The 24,874-nt window shown below is 70.1% G+C and carries 20 protein-coding genes, 1 tRNA gene, 1 other RNA gene and 1 pseudogene; 8 read left to right on the top strand and 15 right to left on the bottom strand.

Going from position 1 to position 24,874, the window contains the following annotated elements; translation table 11 throughout:
• From nuoH to FQ137_RS01225, 10 genes are all read right to left on the bottom strand, one after another.
• Complete coding sequence (gene nuoH / locus FQ137_RS01270) at positions 1–1,311, bottom strand: NADH-quinone oxidoreductase subunit NuoH (RefSeq protein ID WP_149290785.1); 1,311 nt, start codon at positions 1,309–1,311, stop codon at positions 1–3.
• The gene (locus tag FQ137_RS01265; protein ID WP_149290784.1) at positions 1,308–3,926 is read right to left on the bottom strand and encodes an NADH-quinone oxidoreductase subunit G; all 2,619 of its coding nucleotides are present in this window, start codon (positions 3,924–3,926) and stop codon (positions 1,308–1,310) included. Before FQ137_RS01265 ends, nuoH begins: the two co-directional genes overlap by 4 nt.
• Entirely contained in the window at positions 3,923–5,278 is a 1,356-nt protein-coding gene (gene nuoF / locus FQ137_RS01260) for an NADH-quinone oxidoreductase subunit NuoF (protein WP_149290783.1), read from the bottom strand. The genes FQ137_RS01265 and nuoF overlap by 4 nt, the downstream gene beginning before the upstream one ends.
• A 1-nt stretch (position 5,279) precedes the next feature.
• Positions 5,280–6,086, bottom strand: coding sequence for an NADH-quinone oxidoreductase subunit NuoE (gene nuoE / locus FQ137_RS01255; RefSeq protein WP_149290782.1), 807 nt, complete (start codon positions 6,084–6,086; stop codon positions 5,280–5,282).
• On the bottom strand, positions 6,083–7,408 hold the full coding sequence (gene nuoD / locus FQ137_RS01250) for an NADH dehydrogenase (quinone) subunit D (protein ID WP_149290781.1): 1,326 nt from the start codon (positions 7,406–7,408) through the stop codon (positions 6,083–6,085). The genes nuoE and nuoD overlap by 4 nt, the downstream gene beginning before the upstream one ends.
• Positions 7,405–8,166, bottom strand: coding sequence for an NADH-quinone oxidoreductase subunit C (locus FQ137_RS01245; protein ID WP_149290780.1), 762 nt, complete (start codon positions 8,164–8,166; stop codon positions 7,405–7,407). Before FQ137_RS01245 ends, nuoD begins: the two co-directional genes overlap by 4 nt.
• Positions 8,163–8,717, bottom strand: coding sequence for an NADH-quinone oxidoreductase subunit B family protein (locus FQ137_RS01240; RefSeq protein ID WP_149290779.1), 555 nt, complete (start codon positions 8,715–8,717; stop codon positions 8,163–8,165). Before FQ137_RS01240 ends, FQ137_RS01245 begins: the two co-directional genes overlap by 4 nt.
• Before the next feature lie 28 nt (positions 8,718–8,745).
• Entirely contained in the window at positions 8,746–9,105 is a 360-nt protein-coding gene (locus tag FQ137_RS01235) for an NADH-quinone oxidoreductase subunit A (protein WP_149290778.1), read from the bottom strand.
• Positions 9,106–9,325: 220 nt separating this feature from the next.
• Positions 9,326–9,652 (bottom strand): hypothetical protein, encoded by a 327-nt coding sequence (locus FQ137_RS01230; protein WP_370452369.1) that lies wholly within the window; start codon positions 9,650–9,652, stop codon positions 9,326–9,328.
• A gap of 211 nt (positions 9,653–9,863) precedes the next feature.
• A tRNA-Ser gene (locus FQ137_RS01225) sits at positions 9,864–9,951 on the bottom strand.
• Positions 9,952–10,070: 119 nt separating this feature from the next.
• Between FQ137_RS01225 and ffs the strand changes: the two genes are divergently transcribed.
• The 5 genes and pseudogenes from ffs to recR form a co-directional block, all read left to right on the top strand.
• An RNA gene (gene ffs, locus FQ137_RS01220) (signal recognition particle sRNA small type) lies at positions 10,071–10,165 on the top strand.
• 59 nt (positions 10,166–10,224) lie between these two features.
• Positions 10,225–11,499, top strand: coding sequence for an aminotransferase class I/II-fold pyridoxal phosphate-dependent enzyme (locus FQ137_RS01215; protein ID WP_149290776.1), 1,275 nt, complete (start codon positions 10,225–10,227; stop codon positions 11,497–11,499).
• A gap of 523 nt (positions 11,500–12,022) precedes the next feature.
• Positions 12,023–14,578 carry a DNA polymerase III subunit gamma and tau gene (locus tag FQ137_RS01210; protein ID WP_149290775.1) on the top strand — a complete coding sequence of 852 codons (2,556 nt, stop codon included), beginning with the start codon at positions 12,023–12,025 and terminating at the stop codon, positions 14,576–14,578.
• 174 nt (positions 14,579–14,752) lie between these two features.
• On the top strand, positions 14,753–15,088 hold the full coding sequence (locus FQ137_RS01205; protein ID WP_149290774.1) for a YbaB/EbfC family nucleoid-associated protein: 336 nt from the start codon (positions 14,753–14,755) through the stop codon (positions 15,086–15,088).
• 110 nt (positions 15,089–15,198) lie between these two features.
• Positions 15,199–15,804, top strand: a pseudogene (gene recR, locus FQ137_RS01200) (recombination mediator RecR); the annotation flags it as partial.
• A 138-nt stretch (positions 15,805–15,942) separates the two neighbouring features.
• On the opposite strand, the gene FQ137_RS01195 reads toward recR, so the two are convergent.
• From FQ137_RS01195 to FQ137_RS01180, 4 genes are all read right to left on the bottom strand, one after another.
• The gene (locus FQ137_RS01195; RefSeq protein ID WP_149290772.1) at positions 15,943–16,872 is read right to left on the bottom strand and encodes an amidohydrolase family protein; all 930 of its coding nucleotides are present in this window, start codon (positions 16,870–16,872) and stop codon (positions 15,943–15,945) included.
• A 136-nt stretch (positions 16,873–17,008) separates the two neighbouring features.
• Positions 17,009–17,869, bottom strand: a complete 861-nt coding sequence (locus tag FQ137_RS01190; protein WP_149290771.1) for a type 1 glutamine amidotransferase — start codon at positions 17,867–17,869, stop codon at positions 17,009–17,011.
• Positions 17,870–17,871: 2 nt separating this feature from the next.
• Positions 17,872–19,176 (bottom strand): MurT ligase domain-containing protein, encoded by a 1,305-nt coding sequence (locus tag FQ137_RS01185; protein ID WP_149290770.1) that lies wholly within the window; start codon positions 19,174–19,176, stop codon positions 17,872–17,874.
• Between the two features lie 27 nt (positions 19,177–19,203).
• Positions 19,204–20,274 carry a serine hydrolase gene (locus FQ137_RS01180; RefSeq protein ID WP_149290769.1) on the bottom strand — a complete coding sequence of 357 codons (1,071 nt, stop codon included), beginning with the start codon at positions 20,272–20,274 and terminating at the stop codon, positions 19,204–19,206.
• 187 nt (positions 20,275–20,461) lie between these two features.
• Between FQ137_RS01180 and FQ137_RS01175 the strand changes: the two genes are divergently transcribed.
• The gene (locus FQ137_RS01175) at positions 20,462–21,400 is read left to right on the top strand and encodes an exonuclease domain-containing protein (protein ID WP_149290768.1); all 939 of its coding nucleotides are present in this window, start codon (positions 20,462–20,464) and stop codon (positions 21,398–21,400) included.
• Here the strand turns inward: FQ137_RS01175 and FQ137_RS01170 are convergent.
• Complete coding sequence (locus FQ137_RS01170; RefSeq protein WP_149290767.1) at positions 21,397–22,866, bottom strand: APC family permease; 1,470 nt, start codon at positions 22,864–22,866, stop codon at positions 21,397–21,399. The two genes, FQ137_RS01175 and FQ137_RS01170, sit on opposite strands and share 4 nt — an antisense overlap.
• An 85-nt stretch (positions 22,867–22,951) precedes the next feature.
• Here FQ137_RS01170 and FQ137_RS01165 point away from each other — a divergent pair, with 85 nt between their 5' ends.
• Entirely contained in the window at positions 22,952–24,313 is a 1,362-nt protein-coding gene (locus FQ137_RS01165) for an aspartate aminotransferase family protein (protein ID WP_149290766.1), read from the top strand.
• A gap of 7 nt (positions 24,314–24,320) precedes the next feature.
• Entirely contained in the window at positions 24,321–24,752 is a 432-nt protein-coding gene (locus FQ137_RS01160) for a phage holin family protein (RefSeq protein ID WP_149290765.1), read from the top strand.
• The last annotated feature ends 122 nt before the right edge of the window (positions 24,753–24,874 follow it).

The following is a 24,874-nucleotide window of genomic DNA, read 5'->3' as shown; positions in this document are numbered from 1 at the left end:
CTAGGCATGGCGGGTCTCCTGGGTCGGGACGGGGTCGACCTGTGGGGAGGGGTCAAGCGCCACCCGTTGGTGGGGGAGGGGCGGGACGGGGAACCCGCCGGCGACGGGGTCGAAGGGCACGGGGTCGACGAGCGCGGTCCGGGGGGCGCCGCCGGTGGGCGCGGCCCGTCCGCCGCGACGGGTGCGGGTCTGGCGGACGACGACGATGACCGTCACCGCGACCAGGCCCGCGATCACCATCGCGGGCGTGAGTAACTCGGACTCGGGCCCCACGACCACCCGGATGGTTGCCACCGCCATGACCCACGCCAGGGAGACCGGGATGAGCACCTTCCAGCCGAAGGCCATGAACTGGTCGTAGCGCAGCCGCGGGAGGGTGGCCCGCAACCACATGAACACGAACATGAAGGTCCACACCTTGGCGACGAACCACAGCAGCGCCCACCATCCGGAGTCCGCGCCGTCAAACAGAGAGAACGGGAGCGGCGCCTGCCAGCCGCCGAGGAAAAGGGTGGCCGCGAGCGCGGAGACGGTGGTCATGTTGACGTACTCGGCCAGCATGAACATCGCGAAGCGCAGGGAGGAGTACTCGGTGTGGAACCCGCCCACCAGCTCGCCCTCAGCCTCGGGCAGGTCGAAGGGGGCGCGGTTGGTCTCACCGACCATCGAGATGACGTAGACGACGAACGATGGCGCCAGCAGGAACACGAACCACACCTGGGACTGGGCGGCGACGATCCCCGAGGTCGACATGGTGCCGGCGAAGAGGAACACGCCGACGAATGACAGGGCCATGGCGATCTCGTAGCTGATCACTTGGGCGGTGGAGCGCAGTCCGCCCAGGAGCGGGTAGGTCGATCCGGAGGACCAGCCCGCGAGCACGATCCCGTACACGCCGATGGAGGTGACGGCGAGGATGTAGAGCACGCCCACGTTCAGGTCGGTGAGCTGCAACGGCGTGAAGTGCCCGAAGACGGAGACCACGGGACCGAAGGGGATCACCGCGAACGCCATGAACGCCGGGATCACCGCGATGACCGGCGCGAGCAGGAAGATTGGTTTGTCGACCCCTGCCGGGATCAGCCCCTCCTTGAGGGCGATCTTCACGCCGTCGGCCAGGCTCTGCAGGATCCCGGCGGGGCCCACGCGGTTGGGGCCGATGCGCATCTGCATCCACGCGAGGATCTTCCGCTCGAGGTAGATGGCCGCGAGGACCGTCACCACGAGGAATACGAAGACGGCGAGGACCTTGGCGACAAGCAGCCACCACGGGTCGGTACCGAACGCGGACAGGTCGGTGCCGGAGCTCATGCCGTCACCTCCCCGGTGGCAATGGACACGACGTCGCCGGCGCGGGCCGCGAGGGCCGCGTTTACCGCCGAGCCGGGTGAGTTCTGAGGCAGCCACACCACGTGGTCGGGCATCTCGGTGACCGCCAGCGGCAGGGTGATGACCCCGCGATCCGTGGAGACCGTCACCGGGTCGCCGTCGGACACCCCGAGCTCGCGGGAGGTCGTCGGCGACAGGCGGGCCACGGGGCGTCGGGCGGTGCCGGCCAGGTGCGGCTCACCGTCCTGCATGCGCCCGGCGTCCAGCAGCATGCGCCACGTGGCCAGGATCGCCTGCCCTGCGGCGGGCTCGGGGATCCGGGCCCGGGTCGGGGGAGCGGGCCTCGTCGTCGTGGTCGGATCGGCGTCCACAGGCCGTGCCCCAGCGTTCACAGGCGGCGGCGCGACGGCCTCGCGTACAGCCGTGATCTCACGCCGCACCGATTCGACGTCCGGCAGCCCGAACCACGCGCCGGTCTCTTCGGCCAGGGCGTCCAGCACGCGGTGGTCGGGCATCGCGTCGGTTCCGGTCAGCGCGGCGGCGAACGGTCGCTCGCGGCCCTCCCAGGTGAGGAACGTGCCAGCCTTCTCGGCGACGGGTGCGATGGGCAGGACGACGTCGGCGCGGTCGGTGATCTCGCTGCGGCGCAGTTCCAGGCTCACGACGAACCCGGCGGCGTCGATCGCGTCGAGCGCGGCATGCGGGTCGGGCAGGTCGGTGGCCTCGACACCGCCGATGAGCAGCGCATCGAGCTCACCCGAGACGGCAGCGGAGAGCTGTTCGGCAGTGGACCTGCCGGGTGCGGTGGGCAGGTCGGCGCAGCGCCAGAGGTCGGCGAGGGCGCGGCGGGCGGCGGTATCGGTGACGGCCGCGCCACCAGGGAGCAGGCCGGGCAGGCAGCCAGCCTCGAGCGCCCCACGCTCGCCGGCGCGGCGGGGGATCCACGCCAGGCGCGCGCCGGTGGAGTCGGCGAGGTCGGTCGCGGCGGTGAGTCCGCCCGGGATCGCACCGAGCCGCTCGCCGACGCAGATCACCGCGCCGGGCTGTCGGAGGAGCGCGGCCAGGGCGCCGTGGGTGGGGTCGGTGGCGTCGGCACTGGCGGGTGCGGCACCGGCGGGTGCGGTGCCGCCAGGCGTGGTGGGGATGACGGCGAGGGCGGCCAACACCTCCGGCTCGGCCCCGGGGACGGTCGGCAACAGGGCGGCGCGGGTCTTGCGAACGGCCGGCGTGGCGTAGGGGGCGATCGAGAAGACCTTCAGCCCGTGGTCGCGCGCGGCCCGGCGCAGGCGGAGGAAGACGATGGGCGATTCCTCCTCGGGGTCGAAGCCCACGAGCAGCACCACGGGGGCGGTCTCGAGGTCGGCGTAGGTCACGGGCGCGGCGTCCCCGGCCGACTCCGGGGCAGGCTTGCGTGCCGACTCCCGCGCCAGCCCGCGGCCGGCGACCCGGGCAGCGAGGAACCCGGCCTCCTCGTCCGAGTGATGGCGGGCGCGGAAGTCGATGTCGTTCGTACCGAGCACCGTGCGGGCGAACTTGGCGTAGGCGTAGGCGTCCTCGGCGGTGAGGCGCCCGCCGGTGAGGACTCCGGTCCGTCCGCGGGCGGCGGCCAGCCCCTGCGCGGCGGCGGCCAGAGCGGCTGGCCAGGAGACCGGGACCAAGCCGCCGCCCTCGCCGCGGACCATCGGGGCGGTGATCCGGTCGCGCTGGGTGGCATAGGTGAACGCCCAGCGGCCCTTGTCGCAGTTCCACTCCTCGTTGACCTCGGGGTCGTCGCCGGCGAGGCGTCGCAGGACCTTGCCGCGGCGGTGGTCGGTGCGTTGGCCGCAGCCACTGGCACAGTGTTCGCACACCGCCGGGCTCGAGACAAGGTCGAAGGGGCGGGCGCGGAAGCGGTACTGTGCCCCGGTCAGGGCGCCGACCGGGCAGATCTGGACCGTGTTGCCGGAGAAGTAGGACTCGAACGGCTCGTCGCCGTACACCCCGACCTGCTGCTGCGCGCCGCGTTCGAAGAGGTCGATGAACGGGTCGCCGGCGATCTGCTCCGAGAAGCGGGTGCACCGGGCGCACATGACGCAGCGTTCGCGATCGAGCAGCACCTGGGACGAGATAGCGATCGGTTTGGGGAACGTCCGCTTGACCTCGGTGAACCGTGAGTGCCCGTGCCCGCTCGACAGCGCCTGGTTCTGCAGTGGGCACTCGCCACCCTTGTCGCAGACCGGGCAGTCGAGCGGGTGGTTGATGAGCAGGAACTCCATGATCCCGCGCTGGGCCTTGTCGGCGACCGAGGAGGTGAACTGCGTGCGCACCTGCATGCCCTGGGTGACCGGGGTCGTGCACGAGGTCACAGGCTTGGGCGCACCCTCGACCTCGACGATGCACTGCCGGCAGGCCCCCACCGGTTCGAGCAGCGGGTGGTCGCAGAAGCGGGGGATCTGCACGCCCATCCGCTCGGCCGCGCGGATGATGAGCGTGCCCGGCGGAACCGAGACCTCGCGGCCGTCGACGGTGAGCGTGACGAGGTCCTCGGCCGGATCGTGCGCCGGGTCCTGGGCGGGGCCGCGGGCATCGCGGGGGACGCCTGACGTGGACGAGGTCATCGGGCCACCTCCTCGGGTCGCGCGGTCGCGAAGATGGCGGAGCGGCGGTGGTCGAACGGGCAGCCGTCCGGGATGTGCGCCAGGTACTCGTCGCGGAAGAGCATGATCGACGAGATGATGGGGGTCGCGGCGGCGTCGCCGAGGGCGCAGAACGATCTGCCGAAGATGTTGTCCGAGATGTCGAGCAGCCGGTCCAGGTCATCGGCGGTCGCCGTGCCATCTTCGAGTCGTCGCATGATCTGCACCAGCCAGTAGGTGCCCTCGCGGCAGGGCGTGCACTTGCCGCACGACTCGTGCGCGTAGAACTCCGACCAGCGCAACACTGCGCGCACCACGCAGGTGGTGTCGTCGAAGATCTGCAACGCCTTGGTGCCGAGCATCGACCCCTCCGCCACGCAGCCCTCATAGTCCAGCGGCATGTCCAGCTGGGCGTCGGTGAGTAGCGGCGTCGACGACCCGCCGGGAGTCCAGAACTTGAGGGTGTGGCCCTCGCGTATCCCGCCGGCCAGGTCGAGCAGTTCGCGCAGGGTGATCCCCAGCGGCGCCTCATACTGCCCGGGCCGGGCGACGTGCCCCGACAACGAGTACAGGGTGAAACCGGGGGACTTCTCCGAGCCCATTGATCGGAACCACTCGGGTCCGTGCTGCAGGATCGACGGCACACTGGCGATGGATTCCACATTGTTCACCACCGTCGGGCAGGCGTAGAGCCCGGCGACGGCGGGGAACGGCGGCCGCAGACGTGGCTGGCCACGGCGACCTTCAAGTGAGTCGAGCAGGGCCGTCTCCTCGCCGCAGATGTAGGCGCCGGCGCCAGCGTGGACGATCAGCTCCAGGTCGACGCCACTGCCGAGGATGTCGCGGCCCAGATAGCCGGCCGCGTACGCCTCGGCGACCGCGGTCTGCAGTCGACGCAGGACGGGGACGACCTCCCCGCGCAGGTAGATGAACGCGTGCGAGGCGCGGATGGCATAGGCGGCGATGACGATGCCTTCGATGAGCACATGCGGCGTGGCCAGCATGAGCGGCATGTCCTTACACGTTCCGGGCTCGGACTCGTCAGCGTTCACCACCAGGTAGTGCGGCTTGGCGGCCGCGGAGGCCTCGGGGCCGGGTCCGGCCTGGTCCTCGGCGGCGGTCTCCTGGGGGATGAAGCCCCATTTGCGGCCGGTGGGGAACCCGGCGCCACCGCGGCCACGCAGGCCGGAGTCGAGCACGGTGGAGATGACCTCGTCCGGCCCGGCTGCCAGGGCCTTGCGCAGGCCAACGTAACCGTCGTGCTCCAGGTAGGTCTCGAGCGTCCAGCTGTCGGGGGCGTCCCAGTACCGGCTGAGGTACGGTGCGAGCGGCATGTCAGGCCTCCTCGTCGGGATCGGCGGGGGCGGCCGGGGCGGCGGGGGCGCGCATGTCGTGCTCGCGGGCGATCCGCAGCCCGACCAGCGTCGCGTCGCCGGGAGCGCAGTCGTTAGCGCCGGGCCGCGTGTCGGGGAAGCCGGCGAGGATGCGGGCGGTCTCGTGGAAGGTGCACAGCGGCGCCCCTCGGGTCGGGGTCACTGGGCGGCCGGCCCGCAGGTCGTCCACCACCTGCCGGGCGGAGTCTGGGGTCTGATCGTCGAAGAACTCCCAGTTGATCATCACCACCGGCGCGTAGTCGCAGGCGGCGTTGCACTCGATGCGTTCTAGCGTCACGCGCCCGTCGTCGGTGGTGCCGGGCCCGTCGAGTCCCAGGTGGTCGCGCAGATCCTCGTAGATCTGGTCGCCGCCCATCACCGCGCACAGCGTGTTGGTGCACACCCCGACCAGGTAATCGCCGGTGGGTGTGCGTCGGTACATCGAGTAGAAGGTGGCCACGGCCATGACCTCGGCGGAGGTGAGTCCGACGGCGAGGGCACAGAACTCGATGCCGGCAGGTGTGAGGTGTCCATCCTCGGCCTGCACCAGGTGGAGAAGCGGCAGCAGCGCCGAGCGGGCCTGCGGGTAGCGGGCGACGATGAGGTCGGCGTCGGCCCGCAGTCTCGCCAGGACGCCGTCGGGGTAGTTCCGCTTGGCACCGGGCCGGACGATCGCACCCGGCTCGTCGGGCTTCTGGCCGAACTCGAGGAACACCGTCTCGCCGCCGCTGCGGGGAGCGGGCCCGCCCACCGGTTCCTGGCCGCTCATCGGTCCACACCTCCCATGACAGGGTCGATGCTCGCGACCGCGGCGATGACGTCGGAGAGCATCCCGCCCTCGCACATCGCGGCCACGGCCTGCAGGTTGGTGAACGACGGGTCGCGGTAGTGCACCCGGTACGGGCGGGTCCCGCCGTCGGAGACCATGTGCACTCCCAGTTCGCCGCGCGGGGATTCCACCGGCACATACACCTGGCCCGGCGGCACCGGGAAGCCTTCGGTGACCAGCTTGAAGTGGTGGATGAGCGCCTCCATGGAGCTGTCCATGATGTGGCGGATGTGCTCGGCGGAGTTGCCCAGCCCGTCGGGGCCGACCTTGAGCTGGGCGGGCCAGGCGACTTTGGGGTCGTCGACCATCACCGGCCCGGGCTCGAGCCGGTCGAGGCACTGCTCGACGATCTTCAGCGACTCCTTCATCTCGTCGATCCGGATGACGAACCGGTCGTAGCAGTCGCTCGCCGAGCCGGTGATCACGTCAAACTCGAAGGTTTCGTAACCGCAGTACGGGTCGGACCGGCGAACGTCGTGCGGCAGTCCCGTGGCGCGCAGGACCGGGCCGGTCACGCCGAGGGCCATGCACCCGGTGAGGTCGAGATATCCCACATCCTGCAGCCGCATCTTCCAGATGGGGTTCTCGCGCAGCAGCAGCTCCATCTCGCGGATCCGGCCGGGCATCACCTCGAGCAGCTCGCGCACCTTGGGCACCGCCTCCTCGGGCAGGTCCTGGACCACCCCGCCGGGCCGGATGTAGGCATGGTTCATCCGCAGGCCGGTGATCACCTCGAAGACGTCCAGCACCAGCTCGCGTTCGCGGAACCCGAACAGCATCGGCGTGCTCGCGCCCAGCTCCAACGCGCCGGTGGCCAGCGCGACCATATGTGAGGAGATCCGGTTGAGCTCCATGAGCATCACCCGGATGACCGATGCCCTCGGTGGCACCTGGTCGCTGATCCCGAGCAGCTTCTCCACGCCCAGGCAGAAGGCCACCTCGTTGTAGAAGGGCGAAAGGTAGTCCATCCGCGTCACGAACGTCACGCCCTGCGTCCAGTAGCGGTATTCCAGGTTCTTCTCGATACCCGTGTGCAGGTAGCCGATGCCGCAGCTGGCGCGGGTCACCGTCTCGCCCTCGATCTCGAGGATGAGCCGCAGCACCCCGTGCGTGGACGGGTGTTGCGGGCCCATGTTGACCACGATGCGGTCGTCGTCGGCGTTGCGTGCGGCCTCGCTGATCGCGTCCCAGTCCCGGCCCGAGGCGGTGAGGATCGTGTCGGAGTCCGCGGCGCGGTTCGCGCGGGTGCGGTCGGTGGTCATGAGTACGCCCTTCGCTGGTCCGGCGGCGGGATCGTCGCACCCTTGTACTGCACCGGGATCCCGCCCAGCGGGTAGTCCTTGCGCTGCGGGTGGCCCTCCCAGTCGTCGGGCATCTCGATCCGCGTCAGCGACGGGTGACCGTCGAAGATGACGCCGAAGAAGTCGTACGTCTCCCGCTCGTGCCAGTCCGTCGTGGGGTACACGCGAGTCAACGTCGGGACGTGCGGGTCGGCGTCCGGGGCCCACGTCTCTAGCATGACGCGTCGGTTGTGGGTGATCGACTGCAGCGGATACACCACGTGCAACTCCCGGCCTGCGGCGTCGGGGTAGTGCACCCCGCTCGCGCCCAACGACATCTCGAAGCGCAGGTCGGGGGCGTCACGGAGGGTCAGGGCCACCGCGGGCAGGTGCTCTCGCAGGACATGCAGGGTGAGCTGACCGAAGTGGACCACGACCTTCTCCACCGCCTCGGCAAAGCTCGGCCCGCCCCGCTGCTGCAGGGCCGCCGTGAGTGCGCGGATGACCTCGTCGTCGTCCCCGTACGGCGGTGGGGTGCTGCCGGGCATCGTCGTCGGGAGCACGAGTCCGCCAAATCCGGAGGTGTCCCCGGACCCGTGCACCCCGAACATGCCGTGGCGGACGCCGATCGTGTCCGGGGCGGCCTCGCGTGTGCCGGGTGTGACGGGGAGTTCGGCGTCGGCGCGGTCGGTGGAGTCGGGTGCGTGCGCCTCGTCGCGCCTGTCGGGGGAGTCCGTCATCGGAACATTCCCTCGACCGGGATGAGCGGACGCTGGTCCAGAGCGGCCTGCTCGGCGGCACGGATCGCCTCGGCCCGGTTGGCGCCCAGCGGCATGTTCTGGATCTTGTCGTGCAGAGTGAGGATCGCGTGCATCAGCATCTCCGGCCGGGGCGGACATCCCGGGAGGTAGATGTCGACGGGGACGATGTGGTCGACGCCCTGGACGATCGCGTAATTGTTGAACATCCCGCCCGACGATGCGCAGACTCCCATCGCCAGCACCCACTTGGGCTCGGCCATCTGGTCGTAGACCTGCCGCAGCACGGGGGCCATTTTCTGCGACACCCGGCCCGCCACGATCATGAGATCGGCCTGACGGGGCGACGCCCGGAACACCTCCGTACCGAAGCGCGCGAGGTCGTAACGGCCGGCGGTCGTGGACATCATCTCGATCGCGCAGCACGCCAGACCGAACGTCGCCGGCCAGAGCGACCCCTTGCGCATGTAGCCCGCCAACTGCTCGACCGTGGTCAGCAGGAACCCGGCTGGCAGCTTCTCCTCGAGTCCCATCTCCGCGCTCCTTCCAGGTTGTTTCGGGTCAGTCCCAGCTCAGCCCGCCGCGGCGCCACTCGTAGGCATAGGCGACGGAGACGTTGAACACGAACAGGGCCATCGCGGCCAAGCCGAAGAAGCCGAGGTGGTCGAAGTGGACGGCCCACGGGTAGAGGAAGAGAATCTCGATGCCGAAGATGATGAACAGCATCGCAGTGAGGTAATACTTCACTGGGAAACGGCCGCCCCCGGCCGGCTGCGGAGTGGGCTGGATCCCGCACTCGTAGGCCTCGAGCTTGGCTCGGTTGAAGCGGCTGGGCCCGGCGTACGAGGACACCGCCGACGAGAAGACGGCGAAGGCGACGGCCAAGGCGCCCAGGACCAGGATGGGCACGTACTCGTTCACTTCCGCATCACTCCTCGCGCTTGGGTGCGAAGCCGCCTGTGGGCGGGCTTCTGCTGCAACCGCAGGGGTCCGAGCGGCCGGCGTTGGTGGGGTCCCGGTCGTCCATCTCCCCAGAGGGCCGCTCAGTGTGAGGCCCCGCGTCTGTGACTCTACTCACACCATGTTGACGTATGTCGGGAGTTCGGATGCGCGGCGTGTCTGGCCGGCGGCAGCGCCGATGTCAGGCCGGCGCGAGGAGTCCGTTGACCGCAGCGCGCAAGCGGAACGGGTCGATCGGGTGGGGGACCGAGGCGTCCGCGCGCGACCAGTCGGCGAGCCAACGGTCATCCGCGCGGCCGAGTAAGACCAGGATCGGCGGGCACCGGTCGAGTTCGTCGCGCAACTGCTTGGCGAGCCCCAGCCCGCCGGTGGGCGTGGCTTCGCCGTCGAGGATCGCCAGGTCCACTCCGCCTGCATCCATGTGCTCGATCACGACTGGGGCGGTGGCGACCTCGACGTAGTCCAGCCTTGGAAGGTCCGGGTGGGGGCGCCGTCCGAGAGCGGACATGACGCGGCCCCGGGTGGTGGCGTCGTGGCTGTAGACGAGCACCCGCAGGGAGACGTTCGGTCGTGGGGTCTCGGTCACAGTCGTGATGCTACCGACGAGCTGATCGTCGGAGGCCACAAACGACAGTGCCCCAGCGTCCCTGGCGGGGAGTCTGCCGGGGCCGAAATGAGCGACGCGGCCCGGGCTCGAGAGCACCGGGCCGCGTCGGCGGCGGAGGATAGGGGATTTGAACCCCTGAGGGGCTATAAACCCCAACCCGCGTTCCAGGCGAGCGCCATAGGCCACTAGGCGAATCCTCCGCAGAGCACATTACCCAGCGCGTGCAAGTGGAGGCAAACTGCGGGACCGCGGCATCGGATCGACGCTGTCCGCGAGGCGGGTGGCGTGCGGGGTGGGCGGAGGCATGGCTAGACTCGTCCATGGACCCCGCGCGGCGTCCATCCTGTGAACTCCCCCAGGGCCGGAAGGCAGCAAGGGTCAGCGGGCTCTGGCGGGTGCGCGGGGTCCCCTTATGTCTTGGGACATGTCTTAGGGCACCAACACCGAAGTTGTCGATCCCGCCGGAGGCCACAGTGGCGCTGTCCGAACTCCCCGCCGACGAACTCGCTCGACTCGAGTCGCAGCTGGCAACCGAGTACGACGCGCTGGCAGGCAAGGGCCTGGCCCTCGACCTGACGCGAGGGAAGCCCTCGCCCGAGCAGTTGGACCTGTCCGAGCGTCTGCTGTCGCTGCCGGGAGAAGGCGATCACCTCGCGGGCAAAACCGACGTGCGCAACTATGGCGGCGGAGCCGGCTTGCCCGAGCTGCGGTCGATCTTCGCCGAACTGCTGGGCGTGGACGCCGATCGGGTGATCGCCCAGGACAACGCGAGCCTGTCGATCATGTATGACCTGCTGGCGTTCTCGATGCTTTTCGGCACGTCCGACTCGCAGCGCCCGTGGAAGGACGAGCCGACGCTGCGCTGGCTCTGTCCGGTCCCTGGTTATGACCGCCACTTCGGCATCACCGAGGCGCTCGGCATCGAGATGATCCCGGTGCCGTTGGGCCCGACCGGTCCGGACATGGACGAGGTCGAACGTCTCGTGGCGAGTGACCCGTCCATCAAGGGCATGTGGTGCGTCCCGATCTTCGCCAACCCGACCGGCGCGGTGTACGACGACCACACCGTCTCCCGTCTCGCGCGCATGGCCACCGCGGCCCCGGACTTCCGGGTCGTGTGGGACAACGCCTATGTCGTCCACACGCTCACCGAGGACTTCCCCAAGGTCCCCGACGTGGACACGCTGGCCGCCGAGGCGGGACACCCCAACCGCTTCTGGCAGGTGTGCTCGACCTCCAAGATCACCTTCGCCGGCGCCGGGGTGTCGTTCTTCTCGTCCTCACGCGCCAATCTCGACTGGTACCTGGGCCACACTGCCATGCGCTCCATCGGACCGAACAAGGTCAACCAGCTCGCGCATGCCCGATTCTTCGAAGACGCCGACGGCGTGCGCGCGCTCATGCTCCGCCACCGTGACCTCATCGCGCCCAAGTTCGAGGCCGCGGCTGCCGCCCTGACCCGCAGGGTGGGCGAGTACGACGTGGCTCGCTGGACCCGGCCCGAGGGCGGGTACTTCATCGATCTCGAGGTGGTCGACGGAACCGCCGCCGAGACTGTCCGCCTAGCCAAGGAGGCCGGGGTCGCACTCACCCCGGCGGGGTCGGCGTACCCGTACGGTGAGGACCCCGACGATCGGCACATCCGTCTGGCGCCCACGCTTCCGCCGCTGGCCGAGGTCGAGGCCGCCATGGACGTCGTGGGTCTGTGTGCCCTGCTGGCGGCCTGCCGCGCCGCGCTCCCCGGCTGACGCCCCACCGGACCTGGTCGCCTGTAACGACAGGCTGGGATCCGTTAACCCCCGCCCTTAATGGAGCGCGCTCCGCAGTGTCCGCTGTCGACGTTGAGATGTCGACGTGACCTGCGCGTCTGCCCGCTCGTGATGTCGACCACATTCCCAGATTGTGGATATCGACGTCCGCACCATAGGCGGGCCTGCCACCTGCGCGAATGTGAATCGCCCGCTCTATTGAGCGTGTGTCAACCGCTGCAACGTCTTGTCCGGGCCGGGGGCGTCTGGTTGTATCGGAGCGGTCCGGGCCAGAGAGATACGGACACCGGATACAGCTGAGGGGCTGTGAGGGGCCGGTGTCTGATATCGGTTCGGGAACCGCGCTGCGGGGGTCTGAGGGGGCCCGTTCCGCGCGCGAGGGACGTCGGGAGGGGCTGCGCATGGCGCGGCCCCTCCGGTCATTTCGGCACATCCCGGCACGCGTCAGCGCGAGACGAACGCTGTCCTCGTCGTCGTCGTACCCCCTGGGTACCCTCTAGACGTGGCCCTCTATCGGAAGTATCGCCCCGCCTCCTTCGCCGAGGTCGTGGGTCAGGAGCACGTCACCGAACCGTTGTCGGTGGCACTGTCCTCCGGTCGTATCAACCACGCCTACCTCTTCTCCGGCCCGCGCGGCTGCGGCAAGACCTCGTCCGCCCGCATCCTGGCGCGCTCGCTCAACTGCGTCCACGGGCCCACCGCCACCCCGTGTGGGGAGTGTGACTCGTGCGTCGCACTCGCGCCCGGTGGAACCGGGACCCTCGACGTCACCGAGCTCGACGCGGCCAGCCACGGCGGTGTCGATGACACGCGCGAACTGCGCGAGCGGGCGTTCTTCGCGCCGGCGTCGTCGAGGTACCGGGTGCTCATCATCGATGAGGCCCACATGGTCACCAACGCGGGCTTCAATGCGCTGCTCAAGATCGTGGAGGAGCCACCGGAGCATCTCATCTTCATCTTCGCGACCACCGAGCCGGAGAAGGTCCTGCCGACCATTCGTTCGCGGACGCACCATTACCCATTCCGGCTGCTCACGCCGACGTCGATGCGCGGGCTGCTCGAGCGGATCTGCGAGCAGGAGGGGGTGCAGGTCGAGCCGACTGTGTTCCCGCTGGTCATCCGGTCCGGTGGCGGGTCCCCGCGTGACACGCTCAGCGTGCTGGACCAATTGATGGCCGGCGCCGGCGACGAGGGCATCACCTACCCGCGCGCGGTGAGTCTGCTCGGGGCGACCGAGGTCGCGCTCATCGATGACACGGTCGACGCGCTGGCAGTCGGCGACGGGGCCACGCTGTTCCGGACGGTCGACAAGGTCGTCGAGGCCGGCCACGACCCGCGCCGGTTCGCCGCCGACCTCCTGCAGCGCCTGCGGGACCTCATCATGGTGCAGTCCGTGCCGCAGGCGATCGAGCGTGGGCTCGTCGACGCGCCGGTGGAGCAAGCCGAGACCATGCGACGCCAAGCCGAGAACATCGGGCCCGCCACTCTCGCCCGCTGCGCCGACATGGTGCACGAGGGGATGGGGTCGATGCGCGGGGCCACGTCGCCGCGGCTGCTGCTGGAGATCCTCTGTGCCAAGTTGCTGCTGCCGTCGGCCGACGATTCCATGGCCGCGCTGCTGCAGCGCGTCGAGTCGCTCGAGTCGGGTGCGGTGCGACCGGCCGCCGCGGTGGGTGCCGCCGGGGGCGGGGGAGCCGATTCGGGCGGGGCCCCTCACAGCGACGACGGCGAGTCCCGCCCCGGCCCCGCAGGCGGACCGGCGTCGCACACTCCGGGCCAGGCCGAGGGGCGTCCGAAGTTCGTGCGCCGGTCGCAGTTGCCGCCCGAGCCCGCACCCGCTCCGACTGCGGCGCCCGAGTCGCCTTCCGCACCCACGCGGTCCCGCCAGGCAGCGCCGTCCCAGCCAGAGAATTCCCAGCCGGTGTCAGGCCAGCCTGCGTTCGCCGCTGACCCCGGCGCGCCGGCCGTGCCCGCCGAATCCGTCGCGGAGCAGGTCGTGGCGAACCGGACGTCCGGGCCGGAGTCGGAGCCGTCGCAATCAGCGCCGCCGTCACAGTCGACACCGCCGCCGACGTCGGAGCCGCAGCCAGTGGCCGACACCGCGCCCGCGCCTGCGGCTGCTCCCGCGCCCGTATCTGCAGAGCAGCCCCGCCCGGCGGAGACGCCCCCGGTTGAGGAATTCTTGACGCCCGGCCCCGGGTCGTCCGCCTCCAGTTCCGATGCCGAGGCTGCGGCCCCGACCGCGGAGTCAGCCGCCCGGACGGACGCCCCGGCCCCCATTCCCGCAGCGCAGACCGCCCCCGAGCCGACCCCCGCAGCGGTGTCAGCTCAGCCTGCGCCTGCTCAGACCGACGACCCGTGGCGCGGACAGCCCGACCCCGCGCCGGAGTCGGCCCCTGCTCCCGCCGCGGCCGCGACCGGAATCGAGGCCGAGGACATCCGCCGCGCCTGGCCCGCCATTCGCGAGGCGGTACGCACCCGCACCCGCACCGTGGAGGTCATGCTCGCCGGCGCCACGGTCGCTGGCGTGGACGGACGGGTGATCCACCTGGTCCACGACTACGCGCCGCTGGCCAAGCGACTATCCCAGCCGCACAATGCCACCGCGATCACCGACTCAATCACCGAGGTCGTGGGCGGGGACTGGACCATCCGCTGCACCTCCGGGAATGCTCCCGCCGCGCCCGCGAGCGGGCGCCCCGCAGACTCGGCACCATCAGCACCCGGACGGGGACCCGCCGCGGGCCCTACTGACGCCCCCGGCGGGCCCCACCAGGGCGAGCCGCGGGGCTGGGAGCGCCGACTGCGTGACGTCGACGCCGGGCAGGGCCAGCCAGGAGGTCGCGCGGGCGGTGGCTACGACGACATCCCGCCCCCGACCGAGGAACCCGACCCGGAACCGGGTGAGCCGAACAGCCCGCCCCCACCGCCGGTCAGCGAGGACGAGATGGTGGACGAGGCCCGCAGCGGCCCCCAGAACCTCGACCACCGCACCGGTGAGGACATTGCATTGGCCCTGCTCAAGGAGCACCTCGGGGCCCGCCCACTCGAGCGCTGACCCACCCGCCCCGCCGCGCGCCGGGGCGCAGTGTCCTACCTGACGGTTACGCTGGGAACTGACCGACCGGGTCCCACCCGGCAGGATCATGCTTGAACTGTCACGAACCGGCATCACCAGGCATAAACAGACATAAACAGGCACTGCCCCGCACACCGCCGAAAGGACCCCGCCATGCAGCCCGGACCCGACATGAACGCACTGCTCCAGCAGGCCCAGCAAATGCAGGCCCAGCTCGCCGACGCGCAGCAGCAGATCGCCGCGAGCACCGTCGACGGACAGGCGGGCGGCGGACTCGTCTCCGTCTCCATGCGCGGCACCGGTGAGGTCACCAGCGTCACGATCGACCCGAAGGTCGTCGACCCCGAGGACATCGAGACGTTGCAGGACCTCATCGTCGGCGCGTTCGGCGACGCCCACACCAAGGTCCAGGAGCTCGCCGAGTCCCGCCTCGGCCCACTGGCCTCCGGCGGGGGCCTCGGAGACATGATGGGCGGCCTAGGCATGTGAACCTGCGGGGCCCGGCATGTTCCGGGTCCCGCCACCGGGTTCCGCTCACACCGGGCCCGCCACCCGGCGACGCAGCCGTCGTCGGGCCAGTAAGAGCACAGGAAAGCGCGATGTACGAGGGACCGGTCCAGAACCTGATTGACGAGTTCGGCAAACTGCCGGGCATCGGTCCGAAGTCCGCGCAGCGCCTGGCCTTCCACCTGCTGCAGGCCGAGCCCGAATCCGTCGAACGACTCCGATCCGCACTGCAGGCCGTGGTCGATGGCATCACCTACTGCGAGGTCTGCGGGACAGTCGCCGCAGCCGAACGTTGCCGCATCTGCTCGGACCCGCGCCGCGACCCCACGCTCATCTGCGTAGTCGAGGAGCCCAAGGACATCGAGGCCATCGAACGCACCCGCGAATTCCGCGGCCTCTACCACGTGCTCGGCGGCGCGCTCGACCCGATCAACGGCATCGGACCAAACGAACTCCGCATCGCCAGCCTGATGCGGCGGGTCGGCGCCGAATTCGAGGGCGAGGAGATCGCGGAGATCATCATCGCGACCGACCCCAACACCACCGGCGAGGCCACCAGCACCTACCTCGCCCGGCTGCTGCGGCCCTTCCCCGAACTCGTGGTGAGCCGCCTGGCCTCGGGCTTACCGATGGGGGCCGACCTGGAGTTCGCCGATGAACTCACCCTGGGCAGCGCATTGTCCGGTCGCCGCATCCTGTCCGGCGGGCCCGCGCAGACCCCACGGTCCGGCGGTGTCCTGCGGCCCGAGCAGGTCGACCCCGCTGAGCCCGTGGCCCCAGCCCCGGCAGACCAGGAGATCGGCTACCCGGGCGCGGAGTCAGAACTCGACGCGCAGTCAGAGACCGAAGAGCCCCGCGGCGTTTCCGTGCCACACCGACCGTAGCCAGTCGTCTCCCATCCCGAGCCCGGCCAGGGCCTCGAGTTGGTGCGCATAGGGGTAGGGAATGTTCGGGAAGTCCGTCCCGAGTAAGACCTTGTGACCCAGGTCGACCAGCCGGCTGCGCTCTGCCTGCGGGAACGGCGTGATCGCCTCCACGAAGTCCGTGAAGGCCATGGTGGTGTCCAGATAGACGTTCTCGTATCGCTCAGCGAGGTCGAGGAACTCCGAGTACTCGCCCATCCCCATATGAGCGACGATGAGCGGCAGATCCGGGAATCGGTCGAGCACCGCGGCCACAGGCTCGGGGCCGGTGAACTGGCCCGCCACCGGGCCGGACCCGCAGTGGATGACCGTCGGTACCTGTGCTTCGGCGAGCAACCCCCACACCGGATCGAGCTGCGGATCGCCCGGATCGTACTCGCCGACCTGAATGTGTGACTTGAACACCTGCGCGCCCGCCTCGACCGCGTCGCGCACGTACTCGCCCGCAGTCGGCTCGGGGTAGAAGGTCGCCGTGTGCAGGCAGTCCCGGTGCCGGGACGCGAACTCCGCGGACCAGGCATTGAGCCAGGCACCCATGTCGGGCTTGTGCGGGTACAGCATCGACGAGAACGCCAGCACTCCATAGGAGCGCAGCCGCTCGACCCGCTCGTCCTCCGCCTCCCGGTACGTGATGGGCCAGGGACGACCGATCTTGGGGCCGGCGGCGTCGAAATAATCCCACACCTTGTTCAACACGCGCGGCGGCATGAAATGGGTGTGCACGTCGATGATCCCCGGCAGGCCCAACGGCTCCCATAGGGCACGGACCTGCGCCGACTCGACTTCAGGGTCGGGAGGGGTCACTGATCCGGTGAGTATGGCGGTGCCGTGGTGGTCACACATGTCACCGAGGGTATGTCAACCGAGACAGGACGCCAGGCGATCGAATAGCCGGCGGCGGAACCCACCCCCGGGTGGCGTGCCAGTGCCTATCCGACTGCTGCGCCCCGGTGGTCACGAACACTGCAGAGCGACTGTCTCAGCGCCGTGCGGCGGCGATCCGCTCGCGTCGCAACTGCTCCACAGCCGGCACCTCGATCGGCGGCAGAGCGTCCACGCCGAGCGCGCGGCACAACAGCAGATCGGCCAGTTCCGGATTGCGAGCAAGCACCGGCCCGTGCATGTAAGTGGCAATGATGGAACCTTGGACCACGCCCTCGACGAGCCCGGAGGCTGGGACCTGCTGATCGGCGGGCACGCCGTTGCCGACCCCGGAGGTCACGCGGCCGAGCGGGGCGGCGTCGGGGCCCAACACGGTGGCGCCCATGTGGTTCTCGAAACCCGTCAGCGGCTGCATCAGGCCCGCCACCTGCGGCGCCACCACCAGCTCGCCGATCGAGCGGGAGGCCTGCGGCGTGGTGGTGACGTCCAGCAGACCGAGGCCGGGCGCGCGGGAGCCGTCGGAGACCACGAACCACTCGCCGAACACCTGCATCCCGGCACAGATCGCCAGCACCGGCGTGCCGCGCTCGACCGCCCGCTGCAGTCCGGGCGACTCGGACAGGTGCCGGGACGCCAGCTTCTGCGCCGCGTCCTCCCCGCCGCCCACTGTGTAGAGGTCGCATGAGTCGGGGACCTCGTCGTCCAGCGTGATCCGAACGATCTCTGCGTCGTAACCGCGCCACCTCAACCGCTGGCGCAGGACCAGCGAGTTGCCGTCATCGCCATAGGTGCCCATGACGTCCGGCAGTATCAGGCCGATCCGCACGGTCGACTCGGTGGACCGCGGAGAGTCAGCGGCCACGGTATTCAGTGGGGAGGCCGAGGACGAAGCCCCGGCCGCGCTTGCCCCCGCGTGGCGCGGATCGGGAGTTCCCGCCGGGGTGCTGTGCTCGCTCATCGCTACTTCCCCTTCCGGCCCGTGTCGGCCCCGGTGGCGGCGATCGCCCGTCCCAGGTCGCGGAACGCGGTGTAGTTCGCCAGCACCTCCACGCGTCCGGGTGGGCAACCCCGGATCGCTTTCAGCGGGTCGGGTTCCAGCCGATGCTCGACTCCGGCGTAGCTCAGGCGCACCGAGAGGTCGGCAGCGCGCTCGCCCGAGGCGTACACGGGCACGCCCTCGAAGCTCTCGAAGCGAACGTCCCACAGCCACGACAGGTCCACGCCGTCGGCGACCTGCCCGTTCACCGCGATCACCAGGCCGTCGGCGGAGGTGTCGATCATCCCCAGTGCCTCTTGCCAACCGGCCGGGTTCTTGGCCAGCAGCAGGTGCGCGGCCCGGCCGTCCACGTCGACAGTCGAGTAGCGGCCAGCCACGTCGTCGACCTGCTCGACCGCCCGGACCGCAGCGGCGGGGTCGGCGCCCATCGCGACTGCCGCGGCCACGGCCTGCGCGGCGTTGCCCCGGTTGGCCCGGCCCGGGATCGCCAGGCTCAGGGGCGCGGTGAACCCGTCGGGCCCGTGGATCGACTGGTCGTCGACCCACCAGTCCGGCACAGGACGCTCGAACTTCCGGCCGTCGGACAGCGTGCCGTCCGACCGCCACCGCACGGCCCCGGTCTCGTCGACCGTCCGGGAGATCGGCTCGCCGGTACGAGGGCAGCTCACCGAGTCGCCCGCCCACGCCGACCCGGCGGCCACCCACACCACGGACGGGTTGTCGTAGGCGACGGAGGTGATCATCACGTCGTCGCAGTTCGCCACGACGGTCGCCTGGGGCTGCGCCGCGACGCCCGCCCGCAACCGACGCTCGATCGTGTTGATCTCCCCGACCCGGTCCAACTGATCGCGACTGAGATTGAGCAACACGATCGCCTCGGGGGTGGTGTTCTCCGCAACCGCCGGCGTGTGCAGCTCATCGACCTCAATCGCCGCCAAGCCGGCCGATCGGTCGGCCCCGAGAGCGGACACGATGCCAGCGTCCATATTGTCGCCGTTCGCGTTCGAGGCCACCGGGCCGATGGTCGACAGGGCGGAGGAGAGCATCCTCGTCGTCGTCGACTTTCCATTGGTCCCGGTGACTAGCACGGTACGTCGGCCCGCCGCGAGCTGGCGCATGAGCTGCGGATCTAGCTTCAACGCCACCAGACCGCCGATCATCCCGCCCGACCCGCGTCCCGAGACTCGCGATGCCCAGGTCGCCAGGCGGGCCACGGCCACGGCCACCCGGCCGCGGGGGGTGAGGGCGGTGATCGCGCGGGAACTCATGTCGCCGAGTCTAGGCAGCGCCCCCGCTCAGAACTGCGCCGGACCGCCCAGGGCGGCGACCACGTCGTGCCCGAGGTCCGCCATTACGTCGTCGGGGGCGGCGGACATGTCGGACGCGGAGGCGATCACAGCGATCGCGTACCTGCCGCTTCCCGTGTTCACCACGGCGATGTCGTGCGACTGGTCGTCGGTCTCGCCGGTCTTATTGGCGATGCTGCCCGCGGGCAACCGGGCGGGCAACTTCCACCGCCGCTCCTGCGCGAGCATCGCGTCCAGCACGAACCGGGCCACGGCGGGGGAGGTGAGCGCGGCCCCACTCGACGCCCGACCGTCGGCGGCGCGGACGAGTTCGGCCAGGAAGCGGGCGCTCCCGCGGGCGGTGACCCGGCTCCAGTCGCCCGTCTCCTCATAGCGGAAGGCCCCGCCGGAGTGGAACTGCTCGGCCAGACCGACCCGGTCGGCGATGTCGCCGAGGGCGGTGAGCGGATCGTCGGTGTCGGGCGCGGTCGGGCCGTCGACGCTCAGGTCATACAGCAGGTTCGCGGCGTCGTTGTCCGAAACGATGATGGCCGCGGTGAGCAGGTCATCGAGTTCGCCGTAGGGGGTCTGCGCCGACGGATCGGCGTCCCACGCCTCGAGCGCGCCGACAGCGAACGCCAATTTGATGACCGACGCGGCGTACCGGGGGTCGTCCTGACCTGAGCACACCACGGGCTCGGCGGGGGCGTCGATGGCCAGTACACACGCCGCGAGCTCGTGGCCCTGGCCCGCGGCCTCGTCCACCGCGGCGGCCAGCAGGGGCTCGACATCCTTCCACCCTGGAGGCAACGGTTGTTCGAGACGGTTCGGGTTCGCGACGTGACCGTCCGGCACGCCACCGGCCGCGGGCGGGTCGAAGTGGGGGGCAGGCGCCCCCGGGGTGGGCTGGCGGGCGGTGGTGGAAAAGGGGACGGTCACTGCGACCGCGAGCAGCGCCGCGAGGCACACGGCGAGGGACGCCCCGATAGCCACCCGGATGCGACGACGGGTGCGGCGCCGCGCCCGGGCAGGGGCGTCGCGCACCTGCGCCGCGAGGGTGTCGGGTTGATTCCGCCGCACAGGGTGCCTCCTGGGTGGGGCCTGGCCGGGCCGCGGCGCGCCGTGCGGGGCGCGCACGACGGCCGGCGCTGAGTGGACTGCGTAGACCTTAGCGGCCCGGCCCGGGCGGGGGTACCGGCCCGTGCGAGCGCCGTGACCTAGGACGGTGGCGCCCGGGATGTCGTAGTGGTCTGCGACGATGATCGGCATGACCGGTTGGGTTGTAGTGGACGTCGAAACGTCGGGGATGACACCGGCTGTCGACCGGGTGTTATCGGTGGCCGCGGTGGTGATCGACGACGACGGCGAGGTGGTCGAGGAGTTCACGACCCTGCTGAACCCGGGCGTCGACCCAGGGCCTGTCCACATCCACGGGCTCACCCCGGCTCTCCTCGCCGGCAAACCCCGGTTCGCGGACATGGCGTCCGAATTGGACCGGGTCCTCGACGGGCGGACGGTCGTCGCCCACAATGCGACATTCGACGCGTCGTTCCTCGCTGCGGAGGCGCGTCGGGCTGGGCTCACGCCACCGCTCAAGCGGTTCGTGTGCACATTGGACCTCGCCGGCCGGCTGCACCTGTCCACCGGAGACCTCAAATTGTCGACCCTCGCCGCACACTTCGGGGTGCGGCAGCGTGCCGCCCACGACGCTCACGACGACGCGTTGGTGCTGGCCGGGGTGTTCGGAGGGTTGCTCGAGGTGGCCAGAAGCAAGAATGTGCAGCCGACAGTGCGTGAACTCGCCGCGATGGTGGCGCACCCCGAGACCGGATACCTGGTGTCGACCGTGTGGGCGGACGCCCTCGCCGCACCGAGATTGTGGCGACCGGCCGGGCGGCTCAAGCCTGGCGGCCCGCTGGTGCAGGGCATGGAGGTGGTGTTCACGCAGGATGTGGATCGCGACCCGGACGAGATCGCGAGTCTCGTCGTCGACAAGGGGTTGTACGTGGCCGACCGGATCACCTCCCGTACGTCACTGGCGGTGTGCGACGCACCCGGTGCGGTTCGCGGGCGTGCGGCGTTCGCCCGGCGCAAGGGGCTCGAACTGATCGGGTTCTCCCGCCTCGAGGAGCTGCTGGCGGACGTACGCCCGGGCAGGCCGGTCGCGGCGGCACCGGTGGACGACGCGCAGGGCGCACTGTTCTAGGGGTAGCCCTCGTGCCGGCGGGGTAGATCCTCGGGGCGGCCGGAGAGCGCGTCCGGATCCTCCACGCGGAGCCTGCGATGGACGATGATCCGATCGACCGCCCAGTGCACGGCCCACAGCGCCACGCCGGCCGCCAGCAGCCAGCCGGCCACCGTGTAGTCCTCCCGCGCCCGGCCGGACAGCGGCGAGACCAGAAACGCGCAGAACACCGTGCCCAGGATGGGCACCACGGTCGGCGTCCGGAAGTGCGCGTGTTCGACGGGGTCGCGGCGGAGCACGAGGACGGCGACGTTCGTCACCGTGAAGACCGCCAACAGCAGAAGTGAGGTGGTCCCGCCCAGGGAGGCCAGGTCGGCGAAGGCGATGAGCCCGAACGCGAGGACCGTGGTGAAGAGGATCGCCACCCAGGGGGTGCGGCGACCCGGGAGGACCAGGCCGAGCTTCGCCGGCAGCACCTTCTCGTGGGCCATGCCGTAAAGCAGCCTCGAGGCCATGAGCATGTTGATTAGTGCCGAGTTGGCCACCGCGAACATGGTGATGAACGCGAAGACCCACAGCGGGAACGACGGCGCGCCCGCCTCGACCACCATGAGCAGCGGCGTGTCCCCCACTCCCAGGTCCTCTGGGCTCACCAACGTCACGGACACGATCGCGACGAGGATGTAGATGACGCCGGTGATCGTCAGCCCGGCGAACATGACCTTCGGGAAGATCCGCGCCGGTTCCTTGGTCTCCTCTGCCATGTTGACCGCGTCCTCGAACCCCACCATCGCGAAGAAAGCGAGCGCGGTGGCGGCGGTGACGGACCGGAACGGACTTTCACCCTCGGCCAGATCGAACGCCGAGGCGCGGGAGAGGTCGCCCTGCCCCTGCGTGATCGCCCAGCCGCCGATCGCGATGATGATGAGCAGACCGGCCAGTTCGACGCAGGTCAAAACCACGTTGATCCGGACGGACTCGGAGACGCCGCGCAGGTTGACGGCCGCGACCGCGGTCATGAACACCAGCGCGACTCCGATGAGCGGCCAAGTCCCGGACACCCACCCGAGGTCGACCGCCTCGCTGAAGTTGCCCGCGAAGGCGATGGCGGCCGAGGACGCCGAGGTGAGACCGGAGGCCATCACCGTGAACGCCACGAGGAACGTGAGGAAGTGCACCTTGAAGGCGCGGTGCGTGTAGACCGCGGCGCCGCCGGCCTTGGGATACTTGGTCACCAGTTCGAGGTAGCTCGCCGCCGTGAGCATGGCGATGGCGAACGCGATGAGGAACGGCAGCCACACCGCTCCGCCGACCTCCGCGGCGACCTTCCCTGTGAGGGCGTAGATCCCGGTGCCGAGGATGTCGCCGACGATAAAGAGCAGGAGTAGCCCGGGGCCGATGACCCGTTTCAGCGCTGGCTGGTTGATTGTGTCCTCCCTGCGGCGTAGTGGTGCCCCGGCGACGGTTGCCCCGTGCGGGTCGAGCATCCCACCGCGCGGTCGCCGGGGGTGCGGCGGCCTCGTGGAATGATGGGCCACGTTCAGCGCCGCCGACCACAGGAGGACCGCCCCCGTGCCCGCACCCCAGAACGCTGCCGCCCGTGAGGTCTACGAGAAGGAACGGGCGCACGTCCTGGCCCCGTGGTCGGCGTGGGGGGCCTCCGACCCGATGGTCGTCACCGCGGCCGAGGGCTGTCATCTCACGGACGGTGACGGCAACAGGTTGCTCGACTTCACCTCGCAGTTGGTCAACACGAACATCGGACACCAGCATCCGGTGGTCGTCAAGGCCATCCAGGATCAGGCGGCCGAGCTGTGCACCATCAACCCGGCCCACGCCAACGCCGCGCGCGCCGAGGCCGCCCGACTGGTCGCAGAGGTCGCGCCTGCCGGAATGAACCGGGTCTTCTTCACCAATGCCGGTACCGAGGCCGTCGAGCACGCCATCCGCATGGCCCGCCGCCACACCGGCCGCCACAAGACCCTCTCCGCATTCCGCAGTTACCACGGCGCCACCACCACGTCGATGAACCTCACCGGAGACACCCGCCGCTGGGCCAACGACATGGGCAACACCGGTGCGGTGCACTTCCACGCCCCGTTCCTCTACCGCTCGCAGTTTTACGCCGAGAACGACAAGCAGGAGTGCGACCGCGCGCTCGAGCACCTCGACTCGCTCATCGGGCTGGAGGGGCCGGATCACTTCGCCGCGCTCATCATCGAGTCCGTGCCCGGCACCGTCGGAATCATGGTGCCGCCGGCCGACTACCTGCGCGGTGTCCGCGAGATCTGCGACAAGTACGGGATCGTCATGATCTGCGACGAGGTCATGTCCGGCTTCGGCCGGACCGGCCAGTGGCTGGCACTCGACAATTTCCGCTCCGGTGACGACGACTGGGCGCCCGACCTCATCACTTTCGCCAAGGGCTCCAACTCCGGGTACGTCCCCCTCGGCGGCGTCATCCTGCACGATCGGATCGCCGCCTCCTTCGAGACGACCCCGTACACCGGTGGCCTCACCTACGCGGGCCACCCGCTGGCCTGCGCTTCCGTGGTCGCGACCATCAACGTCATGCGCGACGAGAAGATCATCGAGAACGCCCGGATGATCGGCGAGGACGTCATCGGTCCGCGCCTGCGCGAACTGGCCGAGAAGCATCCGTCGATCGGCGAGGTCCGCGGACTGGGCGTCTTCTGGGCCGTGGAGATGGTGGCCGACCGAGAGACTCGCGAGCCCCTCGCCCCCTACGGTGGGTCCTCAGAGGCCATGGCGCGCACCTTCGCCGCCGCCAAGAAGGACGGCCTGCTGCTGTTCATGAACTACAACCGTTTCCACGTGGTGCCGCCGTGCATCATCACGCCCGACGAGGCCAACGAGGGCCTCGACATCTTCGACCGCGCGCTCGACGTGGCCGACTCGTACGTGAGGAGCTGACCAGCCGATGGCACTGGTACTTGGACTGATCGTCAACGCTGTCGCCCTGTGGGTGGCGACGCTGATCGTGCCGGGGATCACGCTGCACGAGACCGGCGGGATCTACGCGCCGGGCGGGGGCGCGATCGACAACGAGGTGAGCGTTCCCACGATCGCGGCGCTACTCATCGTGGCGGTGGTGTTCGCCCTGGTCAACGCTGTGATCAAGCCGGTCGTGCAGCTGCTGTCGCTGCCGCTGACCATCCTGACCCTGGGCTTGTTCCTGCTGGTGGTCAACGCGCTGATGCTCATGCTCACAGGCTGGATAACGACCACGTTCCAGCCCTTCGGCGCGGAGTTTGTGGTGAGTGGATTCTGGGCGGCCTTCTTCGGCGCAATTGTGGTCGGGCTGGTCAACTGGGTGCTGGGGATGCTCATCCCCACCCGCGCCCGCGCCTGACGCGGTCGGGGTTCGGACTGCGGCCCGGCCACCTGCGGCCCGGCCCGTCCACCCGCGGCCTGGCCCCCGTGTTGAGTCGCTGAGTCAGCTGGGCACCTCGGAGGTCCTGGGGAAAAGCTGCA

The sequence above is a fragment of the Dietzia sp. ANT_WB102 genome (genome assembly GCF_008369165.1).
GTDB lineage: Bacteria > Actinomycetota > Actinomycetes > Mycobacteriales > Mycobacteriaceae > Dietzia.
Note: the sequence above shows the minus strand (reverse complement) of the source record. Positions and strands in the feature narration are given on the sequence as shown.